The sequence below is a fragment of the Mesorhizobium sp. WSM4807 genome, assembly GCF_055811615.1.
Genome location: NZ_JBVVQY010000006.1, coordinates 163,218 through 188,816, shown reverse-complemented (window position 1 = coordinate 188,816; position 25,599 = coordinate 163,218). Strand labels below are relative to the sequence as shown.

Sequence of the window (25,599 nt, the reverse complement as noted above, 5' to 3'; positions counted from 1 at the left end):
CGAAAGGGACCATGTCGCCCTAAGGAAAGGTTGATAGGCGCTGCATACCGCGCTCGCAAGCCAGTTAACAAACATGGTGAACCGTTCGTAAACCATTTCTGCCTACGGTCGTCACGGGGCGGGAACGGACTCGGGTTAGGGGCGCAGCGGACGGCATGGTTGTTTCGCATTTCCTGAAATGGATCTACACGGCGAGGGTTTCGGAGCGCGCCGCTGCGGCAGGCGCTCTGGCTCGCGCCTACATCAATGCCGATCTGCCTTTCGAGGATCGCTGCGCGGCGGAGGCCGCGCTGACGCTGCTGCTCGACGATGCCTCGTCGAAAGTGCGGCTGGCGATTGCAGAAGCGCTGTCGATGAGCCATCACGCGCCGCTGCAGATCATCAGCGCGCTGGCGTCAGATCAACCGGAAGTTGCAAGCCTGGTGCTGGCACGTTCGCCGATGCTCACCGATGCCGATCTGATCGACCGCGTTGCCGGTGGTCAAAAGGCGACGCAGAAACTGATCGCGGATCGTGCGCGCGTTTCCATGGCGGTCGCAGCGGCGATCGCCGAAATCGGCGAGCCGGAAGCCTGCGCCACGCTTCTCGCCAACAGCGGCGCCGACATCGCTTCGCTCAGCTTCCGCCGTATCGCCGAACGCCATGGCCATCTGCCTTCGGTGCGCGAAGCGCTGATTTCCGATGCGCGCCTGCCCGCCGATTGCCGGCATATGCTGCTGATAAAACTTGGTGAAACGCTCAAAGGTTCGCCGCTGGTGGTGGCGCTGATGGGCCGTGCCAGAACCGAGCGCGTCATGCACGACGCCTGCGTCAAAGCTTCCATGACGCTGATCGAAGGCACGCGCCAGGAAGAACATGCGGCGCTCATCGAGCATCTGCGCCTGCGCGGCGACCTGACCGCAAGCTTCATTATTCGCACCATCGCGCATGGCAAGGTCGACTTCTTCGGCTCGGCGCTGGTTGCGCTCAGCCAGCAATCCGAACAACGGGTGAGAGCGCTGCTGGCCGGCGGGCACGACGTGGCGCTGCAGGCGCTGTTCCGCAGCGCCGGCCTGGCCGCGGTTACGCACGCGATCATCCTGCGTGCGCTGAAGATCTGGCGCGAGGTCGCCAATGGCAAGCGCCTTGCCGGCGTCCAGGAAGTGAGCTGGCTAATGCTGAAGGAATTGGGCGGGCAGTCCGCCGAAGGCGATCTCGCCGGATTGGTCAAATCGATCCATCTCGATGCGCTGCGCGAAAACGCGCGTGGCCATGCGCTGGCGATCGCGGCGGCTTAGACCTTCGCGAAAAATCCGGGAAATCCTTGATCGCGGCGATAATCCGCAGAGAGGCTGCGATCTGCGACATGTCGGCCGCCTCGCTTCGCTCGGTGATGCCAACCACATACTGCCTCGCAACAGTGACGGCCGCCCGTTTGCGGTTCGCCGAGCAGAAGACGCTCAGATGTCCAGCACTTCCGTCTCGGCGAATTCCGCACGTTCCTGGATGAAGCGGAAGCGGGCTTCCGGCTTGGTGCCCATCAGCGCGTCGACCGCGTCCTTGGTCGCCGCCTCGGCGTCGATCACATCGACCCTGAGCAGCGTGCGCTTCCTCGGGTCCATGGTGGTTTCCTTGAGCTGGGCGGCCATCATTTCGCCCAACCCCTTGAAGCGGCCGATTTCGACCTTGCCGCGCCCGGTGAACTCGGTGCGCAGCAGTTCGTCCTTGTGCGCATCGTCGCGGGCATAGGCGACTTTGCCGCCTTGCCGGATTGAGTAAAGCGGCGGCACCGCCAGATAGAGATGGCCGCCGCGGACCAGGCTCGGCATCTCCTGATAGAAGAAGGTGATCAGCAACGAAGCGATATGGGCGCCGTCGACGTCGGCGTCGGTCATGATGATGACCCGGTCGTAGCGCAGATCCTCATCGCGGTATTTTGACCGCGTGCCACAGCCAAGCGCCTGGATCAGGTCGGAAATCTGCTGGTTGCCGGCAAGTTTGTCGTTGCCGGCGCTGGCGACGTTGAGGATCTTGCCGCGCAGCGGCAGCACCGCCTGGCTGGCGCGGTCGCGCGCCTGTTTCGCCGAGCCGCCGGCTGAATCGCCCTCGACGATAAAGAGTTCGGCGCCGGCCGCGGCATTCTGCGTGCAGTCGGCGAGCTTGCCGGGCAGGCGCAGCTTGCGCACCGCGCTCTTGCGCGACACTTCCTTTTCCTGGCGGCGGCGCACCCGTTCGTCGGCACGTGCGATCACCCATTCGAGCAGCTTCGAGGCTTCCTGCGGATTGTCGGCCAGCCAGTGATCGAAGGGGTCGCGGATGGCAGTCTCGACGATCCTGATCGCCTCGATCGTCGCCAGCCTGTCCTTGGTCTGGCCGACGAATTCCGGCTCGCGGATGAACACCGACAGCATGCCTGCCGCCGAGATCATGACGTCTTCCGACGTGACGATCGAAGCGCGCTTGTTGCCGACCAGCTCGGCATAGGCGCGCAGGCCGCGGGTCAAAACGTTGCGGAAGCCGGCCTCGTGCGTGCCGCCTTCGCCGGTCGGGATGGTGTTGCAGTAGGAATTGAGGAACCCGTCGCCGCCGAACCAGGTCACCGCCCATTCGAGCGAACCGTGGCCGCCTTGCCTGTCGCTTTTGCCGGCAAAGATTTCGCGGGTGACCTGGAAGTCGTCGCCGAGCGAGGCTTTCAGATAGTCCTTGAGGCCACCGGGAAAATGGAACTCGGCCTTGGCCGGCGTCGTGTCCTTCTCCTTGATCAGCGACGGATCGCAGGTCCAGCGGATCTCGACGCCGCCGAACAGATAGGCCTTCGAGCGCGTCATGCGATAGAGCCGCGCCGGCTCGAATGCCGCACCCTTGCCGAAGATCTGCTCGTCGGGATGGAAGCGGATCTTGGTGCCGCGCCGGTTGTGCACTTCGCCGAGCTGCTCCAGACCGGTCACCGGAACGCCGCGCGAAAAACGCTGGCGATAGAGCTGGCGGCCACGCGCGACCTCGACCTCGAGATGGTCCGACAGCGCGTTGACGACGGAGACGCCGACCCCGTGCAGGCCGCCCGAGGTCTCGTAGACCTTGCTGTCGAACTTGCCGCCGGAATGCAGCGTCGTCATGATGACTTCGAGCGCCGGCTTCTTGAATTTCGGATGCGGATCGACCGGAATGCCGCGGCCATTATCGGTGACCGCCAGATATCCGTCGGCAGAAAGCTCGACATCGATGAAGGTTGCGTGGCCGGCGACCGCCTCGTCCATCGCGTTGTCGATGACCTCGGCGAACAAATGGTGCATCGCCTTGTCGTCGGTGCCGCCGATATACATGCCGGGTCGCCGCCGCACCGGCTCCAGCCCTTCCAAAACCTCGATGTCGGCGGCACTGTAGCTCTCGCTGCCGTCGCGGGATGCCGGGCGCTTCGCCGCCTGCACCAGCGGGTCGGCCGGGCGCGCGGTTGCGCGAACCGGTTGCGGCTGCTTGTCCAAACTGCCGAAAAGATCGTTACTGTCGTCCATGCTGGTCCTGGATTCCGATGCTGCGAATCACCACCCGATACTGCCACGCTTTTTGCGGGCAGGCGACGGAGGTTCCCGTTACGTTCGAGGATAGAGCCTCTTACCGCAAAACCATCCGACAACCAAGCGGCGGAAATGGGTCGAGGGCATCGACGCTTTGTAAACCTTGTCCGAAGGTTACGTCCGAAGGTTGGCCGAAAAACGGTATCCGTCCACTGCCGCTGGCCTAGAATGCGGCAGAACCCGTGAAAAGGCTGCTGCTAGCGCATGTTGGATTACAGTTCGCTCCTGCTCGCGGCGGCGCTGTCGGGCACGTGCCTCAGCATCACCATGTTTGCGATCTGGTTCACCGCGCCACAGGCACGCTTTGTGCTGACGGTGGCGTGCGGCATCCTCGTGCTCGTCGCGCATGTGGTCTTGTTCTGGCATTATGCCAGGCATCCCAGCCCCTGGCTTTGCCAGATTGTGCTTGCGCTTCTCAGCCTGGGCTTCCTGACCCTCTGCCTGTCGGCCATGCAGTATCTCGGCGTGCGCGACTACAGGCGCGCCATCTTGCCGACCGTGGCTGCGATGGCGGTTTGCGCAGGCGCGACGTCGCTGGGCCTTGATGGCGTCGGCTTCATCGTCACCTACGCGACGGTAACGGCGCTGCTCTCGCTTATCGGGGTGATGTTCTGGATCAAAGGTGGTCTCGATCGCCGGATATTGCTGGTCGTGTCGTTCCTGAGCGGCGTCTGTGCGCTGTCCTTCGTGCTTTGCGGCGCGGTCCTGCTGGTCGAGGGCCATTGGGTGCTCGGCGTTGCACCCGACAACTGGGCCGAACGGTTGAATTCCGTCGTGGCGGTCGCCTGCATGACTGGGCTCGGGGCACTGACGCTCTCCCTGCACCATTTGCAGGCGCAGATCGAATTGAAGGCCGAGACCATGACCGACCCATTGACCGGGCTGATGAACCGGCGGGCGTTAACGGCGTTCTACGGTGAGCGGGTTTTCGGCCCGTTCATGTCCGTCGCCATGTTCGACCTCGATCATTTCAAAAAAACGAATGACGTATTCGGTCATCCCGTCGGTGATCAGGTTCTGCGCCGCTTCGCCGCTGTCATCAGGAAATACGCAAGGACCGGCATCGACGCCTTCCGACTGGGCGGCGAGGAATTCGTCATCGTCATGTCGCGGGTGACCGAAGAGAAGGCTTATGACATTGCGAGCAAGATCAGCGTCGCCTTTGGCACGGAAGTCGTGGCCACCCAGCTTGGTCCTTTGCGCAGCACAGTCAGTGGCGGCATCGGCTTTGGCGGCACGGGTGGCTCCAGTCTCGACCAGGTGCTGGCCGAAGCCGACGCAGCACTCTATGCGGCAAAGCGCGCCGGACGAAACCGCGTCGTTGCCCAGAACAAGGCGAGCAAGGCCGACGCGCCGGCCTTGCGTTCTGCCTGACTGAGGCTTCTACCTTCTTGTCAGACCATGATCTTGTCCGAAAACCGGATTCCACTTTTCGGGATCATGGTCTACTCCGCCGCACCCAGATATTCCGACAGCGGCGGGCAGGAGCAGACGAGGTTGCGATCGCCGGCGACATTGTCGATGCGCGACACCGGCGGCCAGTATTTGGCTGATGTGTCGGCATCGCCGGCCGGGTAGGCCGCCTCCAGGCGCGAATAGGGGTGGGTCCACTGGCCGGCCAGCGCCTCGGCCGCGGTATGCGGCGCATTGACCAGCGGATTGTCGGCCAAGGGCCATTCGCCTTTCGCCACCCTGGCAGCCTCGCCCGATATCGCGATCATCGCTTCGCAGAAGCGATCCACCTCGCTCTTGGGCTCGGACTCGGTCGGCTCGACCATCAAGGTGCCGGCCACCGGAAACGACATGGTCGGCGCATGGAAACCATAATCGATCAGCCGCTTGGCGATGTCGTCGACGCTGATGCCGGCACTGTCCTTGAGCACGCGGGTGTCGAGGATGCATTCATGGGCGACGCGTCCGTGGCGGCCCTTGTAGAGCACCGGGAAATGCGCTTCGAGCCGCGTCGCCACGTAGTTGGCGGAAATGATCGCCGTCTCGGTCGCATGCTTCAGGCCGGAAGCGCCCATCATGCGGATATACATCCAGGTGATCGGCAGGATCGAAGCGCTGCCGAACGGTGCGGCCGACACGGCATGACCCGAGCCTTCGGTGACGTGGCCGGGCAGATACGGTTTTAGATGCGCCTTGACGCCGATCGGGCCGACGCCAGGACCGCCGCCGCCATGTGGGATGCAGAACGTCTTGTGCAGGTTCATGTGGCAGACATCGGCGCCGATGTCGCCGGGACGGGCGAGACCGACCAGCGCGTTGAGGTTGGCACCGTCGAAATAGACCTGGCCGCCATGGCTGTGGATGAGGGCGCAGATGTCGCGCGCGCCTTCCTCGAAAACGCCGTGCGTCGAGGGATAGGTGAACATCAGCGCTGCGAGGTCTTGCGCATGCTCGTCCGCCTTGGCTTTCAGGTCATCGACGTCGATGTTGCCGTCTTCGGTGCAGCGCACGACGACGACGTTCATGCCGGCCATCGCCGCACTCGCCGGATTGGTGCCATGCGCGGATGACGGAATCAGGCAGACCGTGCGATGGCCTTCGCCGCGTGAGCGGTGATAGGCGCGAATGGCGAGCAGCCCGGCATACTCGCCCTGGCTGCCGGCATTGGGCTGCAGGGTCACCGCGTCGAAACCGGTGATCTCCGCCAGCCAGCCTTCCAGCTCGTCGATCATCGCGCCGTAGCCGGCCGAATGGCTTGTCGGGGCGAAGGGGTGCAGGTTGGCGATATCAGGCCAGCTTACCGGCATCATCTCGGCGGCGGCGTTGAGCTTCATGGTGCAGGAGCCGAGCGGGATCATGGCGCGGTCGAGCGCCAGGTCCTTGTCGGCCAGCCGGCGCAGGAACCGCATCATGTCGGTTTCCGAACGGTTGTCGTGGAAGACAGGCTGCGTGAGAAACTCCTTGCCGCGCGGCTGTCCGGGCATGGTGCTGCCGGCAGCGGCGCCTGCCTTGGCGCCGAACAGCGCCGCGATCTCGTCCAGATCGGCAACGGTCGAGGTCTCATCGAAGGTGATGCCGATATGGTCGGCGTCGATGACGCGCAGCAATCGGCCGGTCTCTTCAGCAGCGGCGGCGATTGCGCCGGCCCTGTCTTTCACTTCCACCGTCACCGTGTCGAAGCGGCTTGCGCCAAGCACCGAAACGCCTGCTGCTTTGAGACCGGCAGCCAGCCGGTTAGCCAATTCATGGGTTCGGCCGGCAATCGCCTGCAGCCCGGCGGGGCCGTGCCAGATCGCATAGGCCGTCGCCATGTTGGCGAGCAGCGCCTGCGCGGTGCAGATGTTGGATGTCGCCTTGTCGCGGCGGATATGCTGTTCGCGCGTCTGGAGCGCAAGGCGATAGCCGGGGCGGCCCTTGCTGTCGGTCGATTGACCGACAAGGCGGCCGGGCATCAGCCGCGTCAGCCTGTCGGATACGGCGCAATAGGCGGCGTGCGGCCCGCCAAAGCCCATTGGCACGCCGAACCGCTGCATCGGGCCGACGGCGATGTCGGCGCCAAGCCTTGCCGGCGCGTCGGTCAGCGTCAGCCCGAGCGGATCGGCAATGAAGACGACCAGCGCGCCGATGGCACGGGCCTTCTCGATTGCCGCCTTGTGGTCGCCATAGACCCCAAACGTGTCGGGCCAGGAGACCAGCAGAGCGGCGGTATTGTCGTCGATGGTTTCGCCGTCGACCTCGATGCCGAGCGGTTCGGCGCGGGTGCGCACGACGTCGAGCGTCTGCGGATGCGGCGTGCCGGCCAGCGCCACTTTGGTCCGCTTGTCGCGATGATGGCGTAACGCAATGCCGACCGCCTCGGCCACCGCCGTCGCTTCATCGAGCAGCGAGGCAGACGCCACCGGCAGCCCGGTCAGCTCAGTGACCAGCGTCTGGAAATTGAACAGCATTTCGAGCCGGCCTTGGCTGATCTCGGCCTGGTAGGGCGTGTAAGCCGTATACCAGGCCGGATTCTCGAACAGGTTGCGCTGGATGACCGGCGGCACATGGACGCCGTGGTAGCCGGCGCCGATGAAGCTCTTCAGAACTGTATTTTTCGCCATTGTCGCTGAAAGCTCGGCCAGCGCCTCCGCTTCGCTCGCCGGGGCCGGCAAGGCCAGCGGCCGGTCGAGCCGGATCGATTTCGGCACAGCCTGGCTGATCAGCGTCTCAACCGAGGGAACACCAATCGTCGCCAGCATGGCTCTGACGTCATTGAGGCCGGGGCCGATATGGCGGGCCGAGAAGGAGTAGGGTGCTGCAGTCATCTTTCCTGGTCCTTCTATCAACCAATATGGGCTTTGTAGGCGGCCTCATCCAGGAGACCTTCGAGTTGGCTTTCATCGGCCAGCTTCATCTTCCACAGCCAGCCGTCGCTGGTTGCCGCCGAATTGACCAAAGACGGGTCCGACGAGAGCGAGGTGTTGGCCTCGGTGACCTCGCCGTCGACCGGTGCATAGACGTCCGATGCCGCCTTGACGGATTCGACCACCACGGCCGTATCGCCCTTGACCAGCTTTTTCCCAAGCTCCGGCAATTCGACGAAGACGAGATCGCCGAGCTGCTCCTGTGCGTAGTCGGTGATGCCGACGGTGGCGATACCGCCTTCGACGCGGAGCCATTCGTGATCTTCGGTGAAATAGGTCTTTGCCATGAAATTTATCCTTTGCGGTAGCGATGCGGCGTGAAGGGCAGGGGATTGATATCGACCGGGATTTTCGTCCCGCGAACGTCGGCGAAGAGTTTTGTGCCAGGTTTGGCCAGCGCTGTCAGGACGTAGCCCATGGCGACCGGATGGGTGGCCGAGGGGCCGAAGCCGCCGGAGGTGACGTGGCCGGCGGGATCGCCGTCGGCGTCGAAAAGGGCAGCGCCGGTGCGCACCGGCTGGCGGCCTTCCGGCTTCAGGCCGACGCGTTTCTGCGCCGGGCCGCGCTCCAGGATTGCACGCAATGCGTCGGCGCCGATGAAAGCGCCAGAGGCGCGAACCTCCTTTGGGATCGCCCACATCAGCCCGGCGCTGGCCGGGTCGATCTCAGGCGTGATGTCCAGTCCGTGCAGGCACAGCCCTGCTTCGAGCCGCAGGCTGTCGCGGGCGGCCAGCCCAACCCACATCACGCGCTCGTCCACGAGCAGTTTGGCGACGAGATTTCGCGCGTCCGCTTCCGGCAGGCCGATCTCGAAACCGTCTTCACCGGTATAGCCCGACCGGCTCATGAACCAGTTCTCGCGGGGCTCAAAGCCGTGCATGAACAGCAGCGATCCGGTTTCGATGCCGCCGCGGGATAGGGCGGCCCAGGCTTCAGGCCCCTGGATCGCCAGGAAGACGCGGTCGAGTGCGTCCACCTTTGCGTCAAAATCCATGGCAAGGGCGCGCAGGTGCTTTTCGTCGGCTTCGGCATTGCCGGCATTGGCGACGACCATGAAGCGCGCCTGGCCGAGCCGGGTGACGATCAGATCGTCGAGGATGCCGGCGGCTTCATTGAGAAGGAACGTGTATTTGGACTGGGAAATCTCAAGCGCGCCGGCGTCTAACGGGCAGGCTCGGTTCAGAAGTGCGACGGTGCCCGAGCCACTGATCTCGAACAGCTTCATGTGCGAGATGTCGAACAGCCCTGCATGTTCGCGGGCATGAAGGTGCTCCTTCATCACGCCGGCCGGATAGGTCAGCGGCATCGACCAGCCGGCGAACGCGCCAAAGCGCGCACCGGCGGCCACGTGCAGGTCTTCGAGGGGAAGGTGTTTGGTGTCGTCGCCCGTCATGTCATCTCCAGAGTCGCACGCAATCGGCCGCGAATGGCGACCAGTCCGTGCCCCTCTGTCTGAAGCCTGAGAGACTCGCGCCCCGTAACTCTGTCGGCAGCGCTTACACCTTCGGCGCGGGGGCAAGCCCCGACTTTCCAGAGTGTCTTTCCCGTCTACGGTTCTTTTGCCTGAGAGATTTCGGGCGATTTCCCCTTCGGCGGCAGCTCTCGCTGCTCTCTCCCGCAAACAGGTAGGACTCAATTTGAGCCCTCGACTCTTCATCCATAGCCTGTGGGCGACACCTTGTCACCTGCCAGCGACACCTTACCGACAAGTCTTCGCTAACCACGCGGTTTGCCGGTTTCTCAAGACACTGCCGATATATCGGGTCCAAACGACGTTTGGACGGGGAACGAAAATGGGCGGATTGATCATGACCTCGAAGGACCGCATCACGGCCGAGGATGTCGTCATGCTGCGTCGCGAAGTGTTCGGCGATGGTGTGGTGACGCGCGGCGAGGCCGAGGCGCTGTTTGCGCTCGACGCAACGGCCAAGCACAAATGCGCGGAATGGCCGGACTTTTTCATCGAAGCCGTCACCGAGTTCATCGTTCATCAGGAAAAGCCGGCGGGCTATATCTCGCAGGACAATGCCGACTGGCTGGTCCGAGCGATTTCGCGCGACGGCATGGTCGACAGCTGGACCGAACTCGAATTGCTGGTGCATGTGCTGGAAAGGGCGAAATCCTCGCCGAACGGGCTTTGCGCCTATGCGCTGGAGCAGGTCGCCCATGCCGTCATCGACGGCAAGGGGCCGCTGATGCACGGCGGCAAGCTGGTTCCTGGCCTGATCGCCAAAGCCGAGGTCGAGCTTCTGCGCCGCATTCTCTACGCCCATGGCGGCGACGGCAACATTGCGATCACCCGCGCCGAGGCCGAGATGCTATTCAAGATCAACGAGCGGACCGCGGCGGTCCACAATGACCCATCCTGGAACGATCTCTTCGTCAAGGCGATCGCCAATTTCGTCATGTGCTCGGCCGGCTACGAAGCGCCGGTACGCGACGTGGCGCTGCGCCGAGATTCTTTCCTGGATCAGGCCGATCCGGAGATCGGCGGCTTCTTCGGCCGCATGGTATCGGGCGGTCTCGCCGGCATCATGGAAGCCTATCGCGCGCCGGGCGATATCGAATCCGAATGGGAATCGAACAACAAGGCAGCCGAGGCGCTGGCCCGCCGCGCCGAAACCATCGACGCCAGCGAGGCGAAGTGGCTGGCCGAGCGCATCGGCAGCGACCGGCCGCTGCATGAGAACGAGCGCGCGCTGCTGACACTGATCAAGCATGCCTCGCCGGAAATTCATCCGGTGCTCAAGCCGCTGATCGACAAGGTCGCTTGAGCAAAAAGCGCTAAAACACTGATCGGAAATGGCGGAGCTATGGCCTCAGATGCCGCCGTACCAGTCGTAGCCATTGTCCTCCCAGTAGCCGCCCTTGCCGCCGCCGAAAGTCGTGAAACTGTCGACCAGTTCGATCTTGCGGAGATATTTCGGCATTTTGTAGCCGATCTGGCGCTCGACGCGGACACGCAGCGGCGCGCCGTTCTCGACCGGCAGCGGCTTGCCGTTCAAGCCATAGGCAAGGATCGTCTGCGGGTGACGGGCATCGATCAGGTCGATCGAACCGTAATATTTGATGTCGCCGGACAGGCTGCGGTCGATCGTGTCGAGGCAATGGAACATCACGTAGCGCGCCTGCGGCTTGACCACGGCCTGATCCAGCACCAGCGACAGCGGTGTGCCGGTCCATTTGGCGATGCAACTCCAGCCTTCGACGCAGTCGTGGCGGGTGATCTGGGTGCGGCTTGGCATGTTCATCAATTGCTCACGGGTCAGCGACAGCGGCTTTTCGACAAGGCCGGAAACCTCGAGCCGCCAGTCGGCGAAATTGTTGGCGAGCAGGCCCTTGTAGACATCGTCGTCCGGCGCGGTGACACCGTTCGGCCGCTGCGGCTGGCGAATGTCGGCTTCGGTGAATTCCGGCGCCAGCGAATCGCCGGCAAGCAGGCGTTGCGCGCGCCACGTCAGGCCGTTGGCGCCCTCGAGGAAACTGCGCAGGCCGTCGCCGACGCGAAGCTGGCTGTCGAAGGCATCGCAACCCGACAGCATGATACCGGAGACGCCGAGGCTGGCCGAGGTCAGGAATTTTCTGCGGCTGATCACAAACTTCGCCATCTCACGCACTCCTTTCCGGCGCCTTGCCGCGATGCGCCGGCGGGTCGGTTCGGTACCAGCCGGTGATGATGGAACGCAGCTCGTTGATCGGGCCGGCGGCGAAGATCATCAGCATATGAATGATGAAGAAGGCGACGAGCAGCAGCATTACAATGAAATGAATGGTCCGCGCCGTCTGCCGTCCGCCGAGCAGATCGTTGAGGAACGGCAGCGCCGCGTTCATGCTAGGCGACATGGCAAGGCCGGTGATGATCATCAGCGGCAGCAGCACGAACATTACGCCGCCATAGGCCATCTTCTGCAGCGTGTTGTATTCGCGCGTGTGACGGAACTTGAGCCTGGCATGATCGACCATGTCTCGCGGCAAACGCCTGAGATCGTCGATGCGCGGGGCCAGATCGCGGCGCAGATGGCCGTTGACCAGGCTGGCGACCAGCCACACGACCAGTGTCGTGGTCAGTATCCAGGCGAAGAAGAAATGGACAACGCGGGCGGTGCCGAGGTCATAATAAGAGGGGATCGTCGCCCAGGACGGGAAGGCGCGGGACGTCTCCCGACCCGCCGGCCCCGACCAGCCGAGCACACCGGTTGTGTCGAAGCGTTTGCCGAAGATTTCGGTGTAGCCGCGCGGGCCGTTTGCGGTGTTCTCGGCGCCAATGGCGAAGACGGTGTTGTTGTACGCAAATCCCGACTCCTTGCCGATATAGAGCTGTGGGCGGGCGTTGAAGATCTGGAGGCCGGAAAGCAGCATGAAGAACAGCGAGACGGCCCAGAGCCAGTGCGTCAGCCGCGTCCAGCGCGACTGCCGGTAGATCAGCGTCGCATCCTTCGGGAGAGCAGTATCTGGCCCGACGGTGGATTGGCTCCTGGCAACCGATTCCATTCTTTCGCGTCCTCCCGGCCGTTCAGTCGGCCTTTCCGATCGTTCTCCTCTCAATACGTTGCCAGCCAAAGCGATGTTTCATCCGATCACGGAATTATTACGAGCTGCCCGATACTACCGGCTCCCGAGACTGACGGCGAGGTTGACCGCGGCGGCGACGATCACTGTATTGAAAAAGAACGACAGGATCGAATGCAAAAGCACGATGTGACGCATTTGCGTGGTCGAGACCGCGGTATCGGAGGTCTGCGAGGTCATCCCGATGGTGGTCGAGAAGTAGAGGAAGTCCCAGCCGTCCGGCCGTTCCTTACCGGCAAATATGAGACCGCCGACCGGCTTTTTCTGTTTCGCTTTGCTGCCGGGGTTGGTCTCTTCATCGTTGACCCAGTAAACATGCGCGTAGTGCAGCGCTGTCATGGCGTGGATGGTGAACCAGCCGAGCGGGATCGACAGCAGCGCGAAGGTGAGTTCGACAGGGTGCGCGCTGCCCTCCCGATTGATCAATTGGAACAGCGAGATGATGGCGACGGTGACGACAATCAGCGTCACGGCAAAGATGACCAGCACCGGCTGGTCGGTGGCCCGCGCGTTCTTGCTCAGATAGCGGCCGGTGAGCAGCGGCATCTGGGCGACGACGATGACGGTGTAGGCGGCGAAAAACGCATTGGCGCCGATCGAAAGGGCCAGCGGAGTGCGCAAGACCAGCGCGATCGCCAGTGCCACTACACCGATGCAGGCCGACACCGCGAACTGCATGTGGCGGTGCAGTGGTTTCTTCAGGGGCAGCTCGGTCGTCATGGCCCGGCCTCTGATGGCGGTCCGTCTTCTACGGTGCCGAGCGTCCTTTCGGACGCGAAAGGACACTGTAACACTTTTGAAATCTGCGCGTGATCCTTTCCGAACCGAAGGTGGCGAAGCAAAAAATCGATTCCGATTTGCGGCGTGCGCTAGAAAACGCCGCCGATCCCAATGCCGCCGCTGATGTCGGGCGGAGGTGCAACCGGGCGCGAGGATCGCTGCTGCGACCTTGCGGCTTTTCGGTTGCCCGCCCCCTTGCGCGCCGGAGCCGCCTCTGATGCCACCTTCGCCGGCTTGATCTTCCGCACGACCACCGGATCCTTGCAAACCCGCCCGGAGTGCAGGAACAGGTCACTCAGGAGTTCAACCGTAGGCTCGGTCGCGGATGCGGTTCTCGCGGTGTTTTTGTAGTAGTTGGTGAGCGCGCGCACGGAGCCCTTGCCCCAACTTCCGTCCACTGTCATCCGATAGCAGCCCAAACGTCGCAATTCGGTCTGGATACTGCGCGCGAGATCGGTCGCTTTTTGGGAATCCGTTTCAGTCGCCGAAGTACCGACGATCAGCGCTTCAAGTCCGGAGACGATGCTCTGCTTGGCCCCCTCAAGGCTGGCGACCTGCGTGCCGGCGGGCTTGGCCGCAGCGTCGGGTAAGGGCGAAACCTCGACCGAACGCAATGTCTGGCCAACGATCAGCACGGCCGTCTGCAGGTCGTTGGAAGCGAGCTCGACCTTCAACCTCTCCTTGGCGGCAGGATCGGCCAGGATGCGCGACAGGCTGGCGCTGAGCTGGGCCGGGTCGAGCACTTGCTGCTCGGTGAAGTAAAACTGCTCGCGAAGGTTCGACTGATCCCACGGAACCTGACGCCCGATGGTGATTGCCTCTGTCTCGTTGCGCACCCGGATCATCATATCCGAAATGCTGAGCCCGGGAATCTCGACGTTCTTCAACAATGCCGTGGTGAAGGGGCTGTTGTCGCCCGAGCCGTCGACAGCAACGTTGCCAGGCTGTGTTGCAAAGGCAATAAACGTGTTTTCACCGACTTCGATCTGCGCGAGGCCGTCCATGGCGCTGGGGCCTTTGCCCATCGGGTTGTTACGACAGGCATCAAGAAACACGAAGGTCTGCCTTTCACGGTTGGCAAATCTCGAAATCACATCGTTGAGCTTGACCGCGCCCCCGATCAACTCCTGCAGGTTCTCGGCGCTGGGCGTATCGACCGGCAGAAGATAGTTCTCTCCCCCGAGTTGCACGCCGTGGCCAGCGTAGAAGATGAGGACAGCACTGGCGCCTGCCAACTTGCCCTCGGCTTGTTCGAAAAGCTTGGTGAACCCGTCGGACGACAGGTTGGTTGCCGTTAGCACATCGAATTTCAGCCTCTTCAGGCTTTCAGACAATCCGGCGGCGTCGTTTGCAGCATTGGCCAGATGCGGGAGATGGGCGCTCCGGTAGTCGGAGTTGCCGATGACGATCGCGAGCCGCTTGCCTGGCTGTGGCGACTGGCCTTCCCCGACCGCGGCTTGAGCGCCGAGGGATCCGAAAAGGGAAACCAGCAGGACCGCAGCAATGCGCAGGAGGAGACGGTAGCTCATGGCAAAGGCTCGTTTCGGCGCGTGACATTTTCAAGTCGCCGAAGTGTCCGCCCAACTGACGCCGCTCCGCTCATGCGCCGGTACTCGTTTCTCCGAAGACCATCGCAATTTTTACACCAGAACCCATGTCAAAGAAAGCGCAAGGGCGCGACCCGCCTTCGATCCGGCCAAGCTCGGTTTCCCGGTCCACACGAAATCATATCCACGCCAGAGATAATTTGTTATGCTCCTACCAAAGCTGGCTTAGTGTTGCACTCGCATCTACTGCAGTCAGTGATGTTTTTCATAGTTCAACTGCGTATTGCATGTCCTGATATTTAAGCCAGACGACACAAGTAGCAGGGGAAGGGGACAATGAAAGGCAAGAATTGGCGTTTGCGCCTGTGCGCGAGCTCAATTTCGATTGGCGTTGCGTTGGTTTTCCTGCCTTCGAAGGCAAGCGCCTGTATCGAAGTCGAAAGTGAAGGCCCCCCTCTGCAGACGGACTGCTACGTCGGCGTGACCGTCAATAGCGCGATTGTCGACACGTCCCTGGATGCGCTTCTCAAATTGTCCGACGACATCATCCAGGCGGATGTCGGCCCCGCAAGCGCAGCTCCGCCGGCCCAGTCTCCACCGTTCGGCGTGTTCGCTTCCGGCCAGTTGGCCCACACGCAGCATGACGGCTTCACCGTTTCGGACGATTTTGACGTCTTTGACGGACCGAGCTTCGATGTCGATGAATTCTCCGCTGCCGTCAGTGTCGACGTCAATGCGGCAAAGCATTTCGGATTCGACAGCGAGCACGGATTGAACCTGGGGCTGTTCGGCGGTTATGCCTCGGCTGACGTCAATGTCGACGTTTTTGGTGTCGGTGACGCGACCAACAACAGCGGCATGTTCGGCGGCTATGGGCTTTATCGTAAAGGCACCAGCTATGCTCTTGTGGCCGCCTCGGCGTTCCTGGGCAACACAGACGTCAAGGAAAATGACGGCAGCTACGACACGCAAGGCTACGCGATAACAGGATCGATCGGTCGCATCTTCAACTTGACCGATCGCATGCGTTTCGATCTTCGTGGCGGGCTGTTGGGCGTTACCTTTACTGGCGACGCATACACGGACGACGCCGGCACTGAATTTGGAAAGAGCCGTTTATCGTTTGGCGCGATCAAGTTCGACCCTGGGGTTTACGCGGATTACCAGCTCGGAAACGGCATGGTCATCAGCCCTTATGCGCGCGCGGATCTGCAGCAGCGTTTCGGCTATTCGAACACGGCAAGCGTTTCTGGTCTGAAGAGCAATTTCGAGGATGCGGATTTCTCGGTGGCGCTGTCCTCCGGTTTCAATCTGAAGATGTCTTCATCGACAACCGTCAGCACTGAAATTCGCGGCAAATGGTCGGAGGACAGTTCAACCGTCAGCGGCAAGCTGGGCCTCAAGATCGCGTTCTAGTCCGGTGCGGCGGATTTCAACGCACGCCGCAGGATGCGGTCGAGCTCGCCGAGAAAACGCGAGCGGTCCTGCGGCGCGAAACTGGCATTGTAGCCCTTGCTTTCGCCGGTCTCGCGCAGATGCTGCTTGAGGTCGCGCATCGCCACCGCCATGCCGATCGTTTCCGGCGTGAACGGGCGCCCGGTCGGCCCAAGCACATGGGCGCCGAGCGCCACCGTGCGGGCGGCAAGCGGGATATCTGATGTCACAACGATGTCGTTGGACCTGGCATTGTCGACGATCCAGTCGTCAGCCGCGTCGGCGCCCTTGGACACGACGACGTTGCGGATCATCGGGTCACGTGACGGGCGCAGGCCGCCATTGGAGACGAAGGTGACGACGACGCCATGGCGCTCGGCGACTTTCTCGACCTCGGCCTTCACCGGGCAGGCATCGGCGTCGACGTAAACGGCGGGTGCGGACATGGTTCATTCCAACGCGTATGAAGCCGGGCGACTTCGCCAAGCCCCGTCGATGATATTCGAGTGGTCGCTATCCCCGCAACGCTCCGGACCTGTTGGTGCAGCGCAGTCGCTTCAAAGGTCGGCGCCGCCCCTCATCTGCCTGCCGGCATCTTCTCCCCGTATAGTGACGGGGAGAAGGGGCTGGCCCAATCTCGGCTCGCTTTCTGCAACGCTGGAGATAGGCGAAATCCTTTGCGAAGGCGTCTTTCTCCCCGTTACTATACGGGGAGAAATGCCCGGCAGGGCAATGAGAGGCAGCGCAAACCTGAAGCGATTGCCTTGCTTCTTCGCGGTCCAAGTCGCGGTATCAGCGGCTGGTGGTTCTCGTCAGTAAACCACCACGCTCCTGATGCTCTTGCCCTCGTGCATCAGGTCAAAACCCTTGTTGATGTCCTCCAGCTTCAGCGTGTGGGTGATCATCGGGTCGATCTCGATCTTGCCGTCCATGTACCAGTCGACGATCTTTGGCACGTCGGTGCGGCCGCGCGCGCCGCCGAATGCGGTGCCCATCCAGGTGCGTCCGGTGACGAGCTGGAACGGCCGCGTCGAGATCTCCTGGCCGGCGCCGGCAACGCCGATGACGACCGACTTGCCCCAGCCGCGATGCGATGCCTCAAGCGCCTGCCGCATCACCTTGGTGCTGCCCGTGCAGTCGAACGTATAGTCGGCGCCGCCGATCTGGTCGGCGCCGCGCTGGGTCATGTTGACGAGATAGGGCACGATGTCGCCGTCGATCTCCTTCGGATTGACGAAATGCGTCATGCCGAATTTCTCTCCCCATTCCTTCTTGTCGTTGTTCAGGTCGACGCCGATGATCATGTCGGCGCCGGCGAGGCGCAGCCCCTGGATGACGTTGAGGCCGATGCCGCCGAGACCGAAGACGGCGGCCGTGGCGCCGATCTCGACTTTTGCAGTGTTGATCACCGCGCCGATGCCGGTGGTGACGCCGCAGCCGATGTAGCAGATCTTGTCGAAGGGTGCGTCGGGGTTGACCTTGGCCAGCGCGATCTCGGGCAGCACGGTGAAGTTGGAGAAGGTCGAGCAGCCCATATAGTGGAAGATCTTGTCCTTGCCGATCGAGAAGCGCGACGAGCCGTCCGGCATCAGGCCTTGCCCCTGCGTGGCGCGGATCGCGGTGCACAGATTGGTTTTTCTGGACAGGCAGGACGGACATTGCCGGCATTCCGGCGTGTAGAGCGGGATGACGTGGTCACCCTTCTTGACCGAGGTGACGCCCTTGCCGACATCGACGACAATGCCTGCACCCTCATGGCCGAGGATCGCCGGAAAGATGCCTTCGGGATCGGCGCCCGACAGCGTGAATTCGTCGGTGTGGCAGATGCCGGTCGCCTTGATTTCGACCAGCACCTCGCCGTCGCGCGGTCCGTCGAGGTCGACCTCCAGGATTTCCAGCGGCTTTCCGGCGGCGACAGCGACAGCGGCACGGGTTTTCATCGGGGCTCTCCTCTCAGGGGCAAGTCTGCAATCGGGGCCGAGCATTAGCGTATCTGCAGGTTCTGGACTATGGGACGAATTGACAGTTCGTTGCCGGGTTTTGGCCGGCGCCGGACGACTTGCGCCCGGGGATATGCGCCAACTTTCCTTGACCGGCCGGGCGAAGCCCATAAAAGAAAGGCAGCCGAGGGAACGCAACCCGCATGTTCACAAAAATCCTGGTCGCCAATCGTGGCGAGATCGCCTGCCGCGTCATCAAGACGGCGCGCAAGATGGGCATTGCCACCGTGGCGGTCTATTCGGATGCCGATCGCGACGCCGTGCATGTCGAGATGGCCGACGAGGCTGTGCATATCGGGCCTTCGCCGGCCGCTGAGAGCTATCTGGTGCCGGAGAGGATCATCGCTGCCTGCAAGGCGACAGGTGCTGAAGCCGTGCATCCCGGCTACGGGTTTTTGTCCGAACGCGCATCCTTCTGCGAGGCGCTGGAGAAGGAGGGCATCGTCTTCATCGGCCCGAAACCCAGAGCGATCAGGGCGATGGGCGACAAGATCGAGTCGAAGAAATTCGCCAATGCAGCCAAAGTCAGCACGGTGCCGGGCTGGCTCGGCGTCATCGAGAATGCTGGTCATGCCGAGAAAATAGCCGGCGAGATCGGCTACCCCGTGATGATCAAGGCCTCGGCCGGCGGCGGCGGCAAGGGCATGCGCATCGCCTGGAGCAAGGCCGAGGTGCGCGACGGGTTCGACCGGGCGCGGTCGGAGGCCAAAAGCTCGTTCGGCGACGACCGCGTCTTCATCGAGAAGTTCGTGGTCGATCCGCGCCACATCGAGATCCAGGTGCTGGCCGACGCGCATGGTAACGCGCTTTATCTCGGCGAGCGCGAATGCTCGATCCAGCGCCGCAACCAGAAGATCGTCGAAGAGGCGCCTTCGCCCTTCCTCGACGCCAAGACCCGGAAAGCCATGGGCGAGCAGTCGGTGGCGCTGGCGAGGGCGGTCGACTATCAGAGCGCCGGCACGGTCGAGTTCATCGTCGACAGCGAAAAGACCTTCTATTTCCTTGAAATGAATACGCGATTGCAGGTCGAGCACCCGGTAACCGAGCTCATCACCGGCATCGATCTGGTCGAGCAGATGATCCGCATTGCTGCCGGCGAAAAGCTCGTCATCAAGCAAAGCGACGTCAAGCTGAACGGCTGGGCGGTGGAAAGCCGGCTCTACGCCGAGGACCCGTATCGCAATTTCCTGCCGTCGATCGGCCGGCTGACGAGATACCGGCCACCGGAAGAGGGACGGTTCGGCGAAATCGTCGTCCGCAACGATACCGGCGTCACCGAAGGTTCGGAAATCTCGATGTTCTATGATCCGATGGTCGCCAAGCTGTGCACCTGGGCGCCTACTCGGATCGCGGCAATAGACGCCATGTCCGTGGCGCTCGACAGCTTCGTCGTCGACGGCATCGAGCATAACATGCCGTTCCTGGCGGCGCTGATGCAGCATCCGCGCTGGCGGGAAGGGCTGATATCGACCGCCTTCATATCAGAGGAATATCCTGATGGCTTCGCGCCGATCGTGCCTGATAGCGAGGAGAAGGCGGTGCTGGCAGCGATCGCCACCGCGGTCGAACTGCTGCGCCGCGATCGGCTCGACCGGCTGGGCGGGCGGCTGGCGCCGCATTCGGGTGTCCTGAAACGCGACTGGGTGGTCAAGATCGGCGGGGATTACCTTTCGGCCTCGGTTATCGAAGGTATGATCTCCATTCCGATGGAGTTCGGTCTGTCGATCGACGGCGGCAAGGCGCTGACGGTAGCCTCCGACTGGCGTCCGGGCGATCTCATCTGGCGCGGCACGGTCGGCGACCGAAGAATCGCGGCGCAGATCAGGCCGGTACCGAACGGGCTTCGCATCGCCTGGAAAGGCATGTCGGTGACCGCACGCGCCATGCTGCCGCGCATCGCCGAGCTCGAAAGGCTGATGCCGGAAAAAGTGGCGCCTGACACCTCGAAGATGCTGCTCTGCCCGATGCCCGGCCTCGTCGTGTCGATCGCCGTTGCCGAAGGGCAGGAGGTCAAGACCGGCGAGACGCTGGCGGTGGTCGAGGCGATGAAGATGGAAAACGTGCTGCGCGCCGAGCGCGATCTCACCGTTTCGAAACTCAGGGCAAAACCGGGCGACAGTCTCGCCGTCGACGCGGTGATCATGGAATTCGCGTGAGGCTGAAAACAAAAAAACGGCCTCGGCGGCGAATCATTGGCGCAACATAACTGCCGTCACTTGTCAAGTTGAGCCACTGGCAGCTACAAGGCAATCGCCTTAGGTTTGCGCTGCCCCTCATTGCCCTGCCGGGCATTTCTCCCCGTATAGGGACGGGGAGAAAGCTGCCTTTCAAAGGATTTCGCCAATCACCAGCGTTTGCAGAATGGGTGCCAAGGTTGCGACCAGCCCCTTCGCCCCGTCACTATACGGGGAGAAGGTGTCGGCCGGCGGATGAGGGACGGCGCCACAATTGGCCTGTCGAGCGCCCGCTCTCGCTGGACTCGCATCGTCCGGTGCCGGACAATACGTCTTCATCGACTGAGTCGTTTCAAACGGCGCTAAAAACCATGGCGAATGAGACACTTCCACGCGATCCCTTGCGACGCGAGGCCTTTGTGAAGGCGTCGCGGCCGGAAGCGCCGGCGCGGCCGTTCATTCATCTGCGCGTGCATTCGGCCTATTCGCTGCTCGAAGGCGCATTGCAGCTCGGCACGGTTGTCGGCCATGCAGTCAAGGATGAGGCTCCGGCCATTGCCGTCACCGACACCAATAATCTGTTCGGCGCGCTCGAATTTGCGCAAAAGGCGGTGAAGGAGGGTATCCAGCCGATCATCGGCTGCCAGACCGCTCTCGCTTTTTCCGGTGACGCCAGCGACAGCCAGCGCGACCGCAGGCGGCAAGGCCCGGAGATGCGGCCCGTGGTTTTGATCGCGGCGACCGAGGCCGGCTACAGCAATCTGGTCAGGCTGGTCAGCCGGGTCTATTTGGAAACGCCGCCCGGCGAGGCCGTGCATCTGACGACCGAGATGCTGCAAGGCCATTGCGACGGCCTGATCTGTCTCAGCGGCGGGCCGCGCGGCCCGATCGGCAATGCCTTGAAAGACGATCGCCGCGATCTCGCCGAGACGCGGCTTTTGGCGCTCAAGGCGCTGTTCGGCGATCGGCTCTATGTCGAGCTCGAACGGGTTTCCGGTTATGACCGGGCCATCGAGAAATCGTCAGTCGACCTCGCCTATACCAACGGCTTGCCGCTGGTCGCCACCAATGAGGCGTTTTTTTCCTCGCGCGACGACTATGAGGCGCATGACGCGCTGATCGCCATCGCCGAAGGTTCGGTCGTCGCCGTCGACAATCGCCGCCGCCTTTCGCCCGACAATTTTCTGAGAAGCCAGGCTGACATGGCGAGGCTGTTCGCCGATCTGCCGGAAGCGATCGACAACACCGTCGAGATCGCGCTGCGCTGCTCCTACTATCCCAAGACCCGCAACCCGATCCTGCCGCGCTTTGCCGGCGGTGACGTCGCCGACGCCGATGCGGCGGTGAAGGCGGAGGCGCAGGAGCTTGCCAGACAGGCGCATGAAGGGCTGGAGGCGCGGCTCGCCGCGCACGGCCTGGCCCCTGGCTACACGGTCGAACAATATCGCGAAAGGCTGGATTTCGAGCTCGGCGTCATCGAGAAGATGAAATATCCAGGCTATTTCCTGATCGTCGCCGACTTCATCAAATGGGCGAAGGCGCAAGGCATTCCGGTCGGGCCGGGCCGCGGTTCGGGCGCCGGCTCGCTGGTCGCGTATTCGACGACGATCACCGACATCGATCCGCTGCGCTTCTCGCTGCTGTTCGAGCGCTTCCTCAATCCAGACCGCGTGTCGATGCCCGACTTCGACATCGATTTCTGCCAGGACCGGCGCGAGGAGGTCATCCGCTACGTCCAGCAAAAATACGGACGCGACCAGGTCGGCCAGATCATCACCTTCGGCACGCTGCAGGCTCGCGCGGTGCTGCGCGATGTCGGCCGCGTGCTGCAGATGCCCTATGGCCAGGTCGACAAGCTCAGCAAGATGGTGCCGTCGAACCCGGCCAATCCGGTCAAGCTCGCCGACGCCATTGCCAACGAGCCGCGCTTTGCCGAAGAGGCCGAGCGCGAGCCGATCGTCCAGACGCTGCTCGATATGGCGCAGAAGCTGGAAGGGCTCTACCGCCACGCCTCGACGCATGCCGCCGGCATCGTCATCGGCGACCGGCCGCTGTGGGAGCTGGTGCCGATGTACCGCGACCCGCGCTCCGACATGCCGGTCACCCAGTTCAACATGAAGTATGTCGAGCAGGCCGGGCTGGTGAAGTTCGACTTCCTCGGCCTGAAGACGCTGACGGTGCTGGAGACCGCGGTCAAGCTGATCCGCCGCCGCGGCATCGAGATCGATCTCGCCCACATTCCGCTCGACGACCCCGACACCTACGCCATGTTGTCGCGCGGCGAAGTGGTCGGCGTGTTCCAGGTGGAAAGTGCCGGCATGCGCAAGGCGCTGATCGGTATGCGGCCCGACTGCATCGAGGACATCATCGCGCTGGTCGCGCTTTACCGGCCCGGACCGATGGAGAACATCCCGACCTACAACGCCAGAAAGCATGGCGAGGAGGAGATGGCGTCGATCCATCCGAAAATCGACCATCTGGTGAAGGAGACGCAAGGCGTCATCGTCTATCAGGAACAGGTGATGCAGATCGCGCAGGAGCTTGCCGGCTATTCGCTGGGCGAAGCCGATTTGTTGCGCCGCGCCATGGGCAAGAAGATCCGCGCCGAGATGGACAAGCAGCGCGAGCGCTTCGTTTCGGGCGCGGTCGAGCGCGGCGTCGGCAAGCCGCAAGCCGACTTCATTTTCGACCTGCTGGCAAAGTTCGCCGACTACGGTTTCAACAAGTCGCATGCCGCAGCCTATGCGGTCGTCTCCTACCAGACGGCCTATCTGAAGGCGCACTACCCGGTCGAGTTCCTGGCCGCGTCGATGACGCTCGACATGGGCAACACCGACAAGCTCGCAGATTTCCGCCAGGATGCGCTGCGCCTCGGCATCGATGTCGTGGCGCCTTCGGTGATGACCAGCTTCCGCGCCTTCGAAGTCGGCGAGAACCGGATCTTCTATTCGCTGGCCGCGCTCAAGGGCGTCGGCGACGCGGCGGTCGAGCATATCGTCGCCATGCGCGGCGAAAAACCGTTCAAGAACCTCGCCGATTTCTGCGAAAGGGTCGATCCGAAGATCGTCGGCAAGCGGGTCTTCGAAAGCCTGATCATGGCCGGCGCGCTCGACTGCTTCGGCCACGACCGCGCCGCGATGATGGCGGGCGTCGAGCGGATGATGGGGCTGGCGTCGCTGGCGCAGCAGAATGCAATGTCGGGCCAGCACGACATTTTCGGCGCCTCGCTCGGCGCGCAGTCGCAGGCGCTCAACCTGCCGGCGACCGACCCGTGGCTCGCCGCCGACCGCCTGCACCGTGAATTCCAGGTGGTCGGCTTCTATCTCTCCGCCCATCCGCTGGACGAATACAAGGCGGCGCTGCAGAAGATGCGGGTGCAGAACTGGGCCGAATTCTCGGCGGCCGTCAAACGGGGTGCTGCCGCCGGGCGGCTTGCCGGCACCGTCACCACCAAGCAGGAGCGCAAGACGCGCACCGGCAACAAGATGGGCGTCGTGCAGTTCTCCGACACGTCAGGCCAGTATGAGGCGGTGCTGTTTTCCGAAGGTCTGGCGCAGTATCGCGACCTGCTTGAGCCCGGCCGTTCGGTGGTGATCACCGTTTCGGCCGAGGACAGGCCAGAAGGCGTCAATCTGCGCATCCAGACCGTGCAGTCTCTGGAGGACGAGGCAAGTCGCATCCAAAAAGCCTTGCGCATCTTTGTCAGAGATGACCGACCGGCGTCGGCGATTCAATCGCAGCTTACCCAACGCGGCGACAGTCGGGTGAGCATTATCGTCATCAAGGAAGAGGCGCAGGGCGAGGTCGAGATCGAACTGCCCAACCGTTACCGCGTCTCGCCGCAGATCGCGTCGGCCATGCGCGCGGTGCCGGGCGTGGTGGAAGTGGAACTGGTGTGAGCTAACGACCGTATTCCGCCAGCCCGGTCGCATTGCCCGGTGACGATGCCGCTGGTATTGTGAGCTCGGCGGCCTGGATCTTTTTGGCGGCCAGGGGAGCTGGTCATGGATGAGCGGGATGCCGCTGCCGAACTCCAGAAAATGGTCAATGGGTTCCAGGTATCTCAGGCGATATGCGTCGCCGCCACGCTGGGCATTGCAGACCATCTCAAGGACGGAAAACGCACCAGCGGCGAACTGGCCGCGCTGACCAATACCCATCCGCAGGCGCTCTACCGGCTGCTGCGCGCCCTTGCTTCGGTCGGCGTGTTCCATGAAGCGGAAGACCGCTTCTTCTCACTGACCCCGGTTGGCGGCGCGTTGCGATCCGATGTTCAGCATTCGGTCGCGCCGTGGGCGATTCTGGCCGGACGGCCGTATTTCCGTCGGGCATGGAGCGATCTTCAGCACAGTGTCGGCACCGGCGAAAACGCCTTTCGCCACGCTCATGGCAAGGGCGTTTGGGAATACCGGGCGGAGCATCCGGAAGAGTCCGTCATCTTCGACCGGGCGATGACGGCCACGTCGCGTGGCGTCGCCGCTGCGGTGATCGCGGCCTATGACTTCCGGCCGTTCTCTGTCGTCATGGATGTCGGAGGCGGGCAGGGCGCGCTGCTTGCCGAAATCCTCCGCCGCAATCCCGGCCAGCGCGGCATTCTTTTCGATCAGCCGCAGGTCGTGACGAAGGCCGGCCCGGTCTTTGAGGCTGCGGGCGTGGCCGATCGCTGCGACATCGTCGCCGGCGATTTCTTCGTCTCGGTGCCCGAGGGCGCCGATGCGATCGTGCTTAAATGGATCCTGCATGACTGGGACGACGACACAAACATCCGGATCCTGAAAACCTGCCGCCGGGCGATGCGCCCAGAAGGCAAGCTGCTGGTGCTCGAGAGCATTCTGGCGGCGCCCAACGAAGGCGCCAGCGCAAAATTTGGCGATCTGAACATGCTGGTCATGCCGGGCGGGCAGGAGCGCACGGCGGAAGAATTCAGGTTGCTGCTTGCGGCGTCGGATTTTCGGGTCGCGAATATTGTTGAAGCCGGACCTCGCATCAGTGTCATCGAGGCGGAACCGGTCTGACTGCTTTCCGGGTCTGAAACTACCCGACGAAGGCGACTGAAATGCGAGACTAGAGCGCCGGGTTTTGGGGGACCAAAAACCCCCCGAGGAGGTTGGTTTGAAACCAAATTTTGGGCCCCCCAAACAAAAAGTTTTGGGGACAAAAATCAAGCACCGCCCCAAACCCGGGGG

At 62.7% G+C, this 25,599-nt stretch carries 17 protein-coding genes and 1 riboswitch; of the genes, 7 read left to right on the top strand and 10 right to left on the bottom strand.

Annotated features, from left to right (window positions below; translation table 11 throughout):
- The first annotated feature begins 155 nt into the window (after positions 1-155).
- Positions 156-1,277 (top strand): DUF2336 domain-containing protein, encoded by a 1,122-nt coding sequence (locus AC0L3N_RS10320; RefSeq protein WP_473547515.1) that lies wholly within the window; start codon positions 156-158, stop codon positions 1,275-1,277.
- Between the two features lie 162 nt (positions 1,278-1,439).
- Here AC0L3N_RS10320 and parE read toward each other — a convergent pair whose 3' ends face one another.
- Positions 1,440-3,491: a DNA topoisomerase IV subunit B gene (gene parE / locus AC0L3N_RS10315; protein ID WP_473547513.1), complete on the bottom strand. Its 2,052-nt coding sequence runs from the start codon at positions 3,489-3,491 to the stop codon at positions 1,440-1,442.
- A 267-nt stretch (positions 3,492-3,758) separates the two neighbouring features.
- Here parE and AC0L3N_RS10310 point away from each other — a divergent pair, with 267 nt between their 5' ends.
- Positions 3,759-4,928, top strand: coding sequence for a GGDEF domain-containing protein (locus tag AC0L3N_RS10310; protein WP_473547511.1), 1,170 nt, complete (start codon positions 3,759-3,761; stop codon positions 4,926-4,928).
- Positions 4,929-4,999: 71 nt separating this feature from the next.
- Here the strand turns inward: AC0L3N_RS10310 and gcvP are convergent, their stop codons facing one another.
- From gcvP to gcvT, 3 genes are read right to left on the bottom strand one after another with little or no spacing between them, the layout of a single operon-like run.
- Positions 5,000-7,810 (bottom strand): aminomethyl-transferring glycine dehydrogenase, encoded by a 2,811-nt coding sequence (gcvP, locus tag AC0L3N_RS10305; RefSeq protein WP_473547509.1) that lies wholly within the window; start codon positions 7,808-7,810, stop codon positions 5,000-5,002.
- Positions 7,811-7,827: 17 nt separating this feature from the next.
- Positions 7,828-8,196, bottom strand: a complete 369-nt coding sequence (gene gcvH / locus AC0L3N_RS10300) for a glycine cleavage system protein GcvH (protein ID WP_473547507.1) — start codon at positions 8,194-8,196, stop codon at positions 7,828-7,830.
- A gap of 5 nt (positions 8,197-8,201) precedes the next feature.
- On the bottom strand, positions 8,202-9,302 hold the full coding sequence (gcvT, locus tag AC0L3N_RS10295) for a glycine cleavage system aminomethyltransferase GcvT (protein ID WP_473529212.1): 1,101 nt from the start codon (positions 9,300-9,302) through the stop codon (positions 8,202-8,204).
- A 148-nt stretch (positions 9,303-9,450) separates the two neighbouring features.
- Positions 9,451-9,537: riboswitch (glycine riboswitch) on the bottom strand.
- A 165-nt stretch (positions 9,538-9,702) separates the two neighbouring features.
- On the opposite strand from gcvT, the gene AC0L3N_RS10290 reads away from it, so the two are divergent.
- Positions 9,703-10,683 (top strand): hypothetical protein, encoded by a 981-nt coding sequence (locus AC0L3N_RS10290; RefSeq protein WP_473547505.1) that lies wholly within the window; start codon positions 9,703-9,705, stop codon positions 10,681-10,683.
- 45 nt (positions 10,684-10,728) lie between these two features.
- Here the strand turns inward: AC0L3N_RS10290 and AC0L3N_RS10285 are convergent, their stop codons facing one another.
- The 4 genes from AC0L3N_RS10285 to AC0L3N_RS10270 form a co-directional block, all read right to left on the bottom strand.
- Positions 10,729-11,517, bottom strand: coding sequence for a molybdopterin-binding protein (locus AC0L3N_RS10285; protein WP_473547503.1), 789 nt, complete (start codon positions 11,515-11,517; stop codon positions 10,729-10,731).
- Between the two features lies 1 nt (position 11,518).
- Complete coding sequence (locus AC0L3N_RS10280; RefSeq protein WP_473547501.1) at positions 11,519-12,400, bottom strand: cytochrome b/b6 domain-containing protein; 882 nt, start codon at positions 12,398-12,400, stop codon at positions 11,519-11,521.
- 114 nt (positions 12,401-12,514) lie between these two features.
- Entirely contained in the window at positions 12,515-13,198 is a 684-nt protein-coding gene (locus AC0L3N_RS10275) for a DUF1345 domain-containing protein (RefSeq protein ID WP_473547499.1), read from the bottom strand.
- A 149-nt stretch (positions 13,199-13,347) separates the two neighbouring features.
- The gene (locus AC0L3N_RS10270; RefSeq protein ID WP_473547497.1) at positions 13,348-14,787 is read right to left on the bottom strand and encodes a caspase family protein; all 1,440 of its coding nucleotides are present in this window, start codon (positions 14,785-14,787) and stop codon (positions 13,348-13,350) included.
- A gap of 354 nt (positions 14,788-15,141) precedes the next feature.
- Between AC0L3N_RS10270 and AC0L3N_RS10265 the strand changes: the two genes are divergently transcribed.
- On the top strand, positions 15,142-16,221 hold the full coding sequence (locus tag AC0L3N_RS10265) for an autotransporter outer membrane beta-barrel domain-containing protein (protein WP_473547495.1): 1,080 nt from the start codon (positions 15,142-15,144) through the stop codon (positions 16,219-16,221).
- Here AC0L3N_RS10265 and AC0L3N_RS10260 read toward each other — a convergent pair.
- Positions 16,218-16,685, bottom strand: coding sequence for a YaiI/YqxD family protein (locus tag AC0L3N_RS10260; RefSeq protein WP_473547493.1), 468 nt, complete (start codon positions 16,683-16,685; stop codon positions 16,218-16,220). The genes AC0L3N_RS10265 and AC0L3N_RS10260 overlap by 4 nt on opposite strands.
- A gap of 366 nt (positions 16,686-17,051) precedes the next feature.
- Positions 17,052-18,179, bottom strand: a complete 1,128-nt coding sequence (locus tag AC0L3N_RS10255; protein ID WP_473547491.1) for an S-(hydroxymethyl)glutathione dehydrogenase/class III alcohol dehydrogenase — start codon at positions 18,177-18,179, stop codon at positions 17,052-17,054.
- A 203-nt stretch (positions 18,180-18,382) separates the two neighbouring features.
- On the opposite strand from AC0L3N_RS10255, the gene AC0L3N_RS10250 reads away from it, so the two are divergent.
- The 3 genes from AC0L3N_RS10250 to AC0L3N_RS10240 all read left to right on the top strand — a co-directional run bounded on the left by AC0L3N_RS10250 (position 18,383) and on the right by AC0L3N_RS10240 (position 25,428).
- Positions 18,383-20,395, top strand: coding sequence for an acetyl-CoA carboxylase biotin carboxylase subunit (locus AC0L3N_RS10250; RefSeq protein ID WP_473487257.1), 2,013 nt, complete (start codon positions 18,383-18,385; stop codon positions 20,393-20,395).
- A gap of 389 nt (positions 20,396-20,784) precedes the next feature.
- Positions 20,785-24,312 carry a DNA polymerase III subunit alpha gene (gene dnaE / locus AC0L3N_RS10245; RefSeq protein WP_473547489.1) on the top strand — a complete coding sequence of 1,176 codons (3,528 nt, stop codon included), beginning with the start codon at positions 20,785-20,787 and terminating at the stop codon, positions 24,310-24,312.
- A 105-nt stretch (positions 24,313-24,417) separates the two neighbouring features.
- A complete protein-coding gene (locus tag AC0L3N_RS10240) occupies positions 24,418-25,428 on the top strand; it encodes a methyltransferase (protein WP_473529206.1) in 1,011 nt (336 codons plus the stop codon).
- Positions 25,429-25,599: the final 171 nt, after the last annotated feature.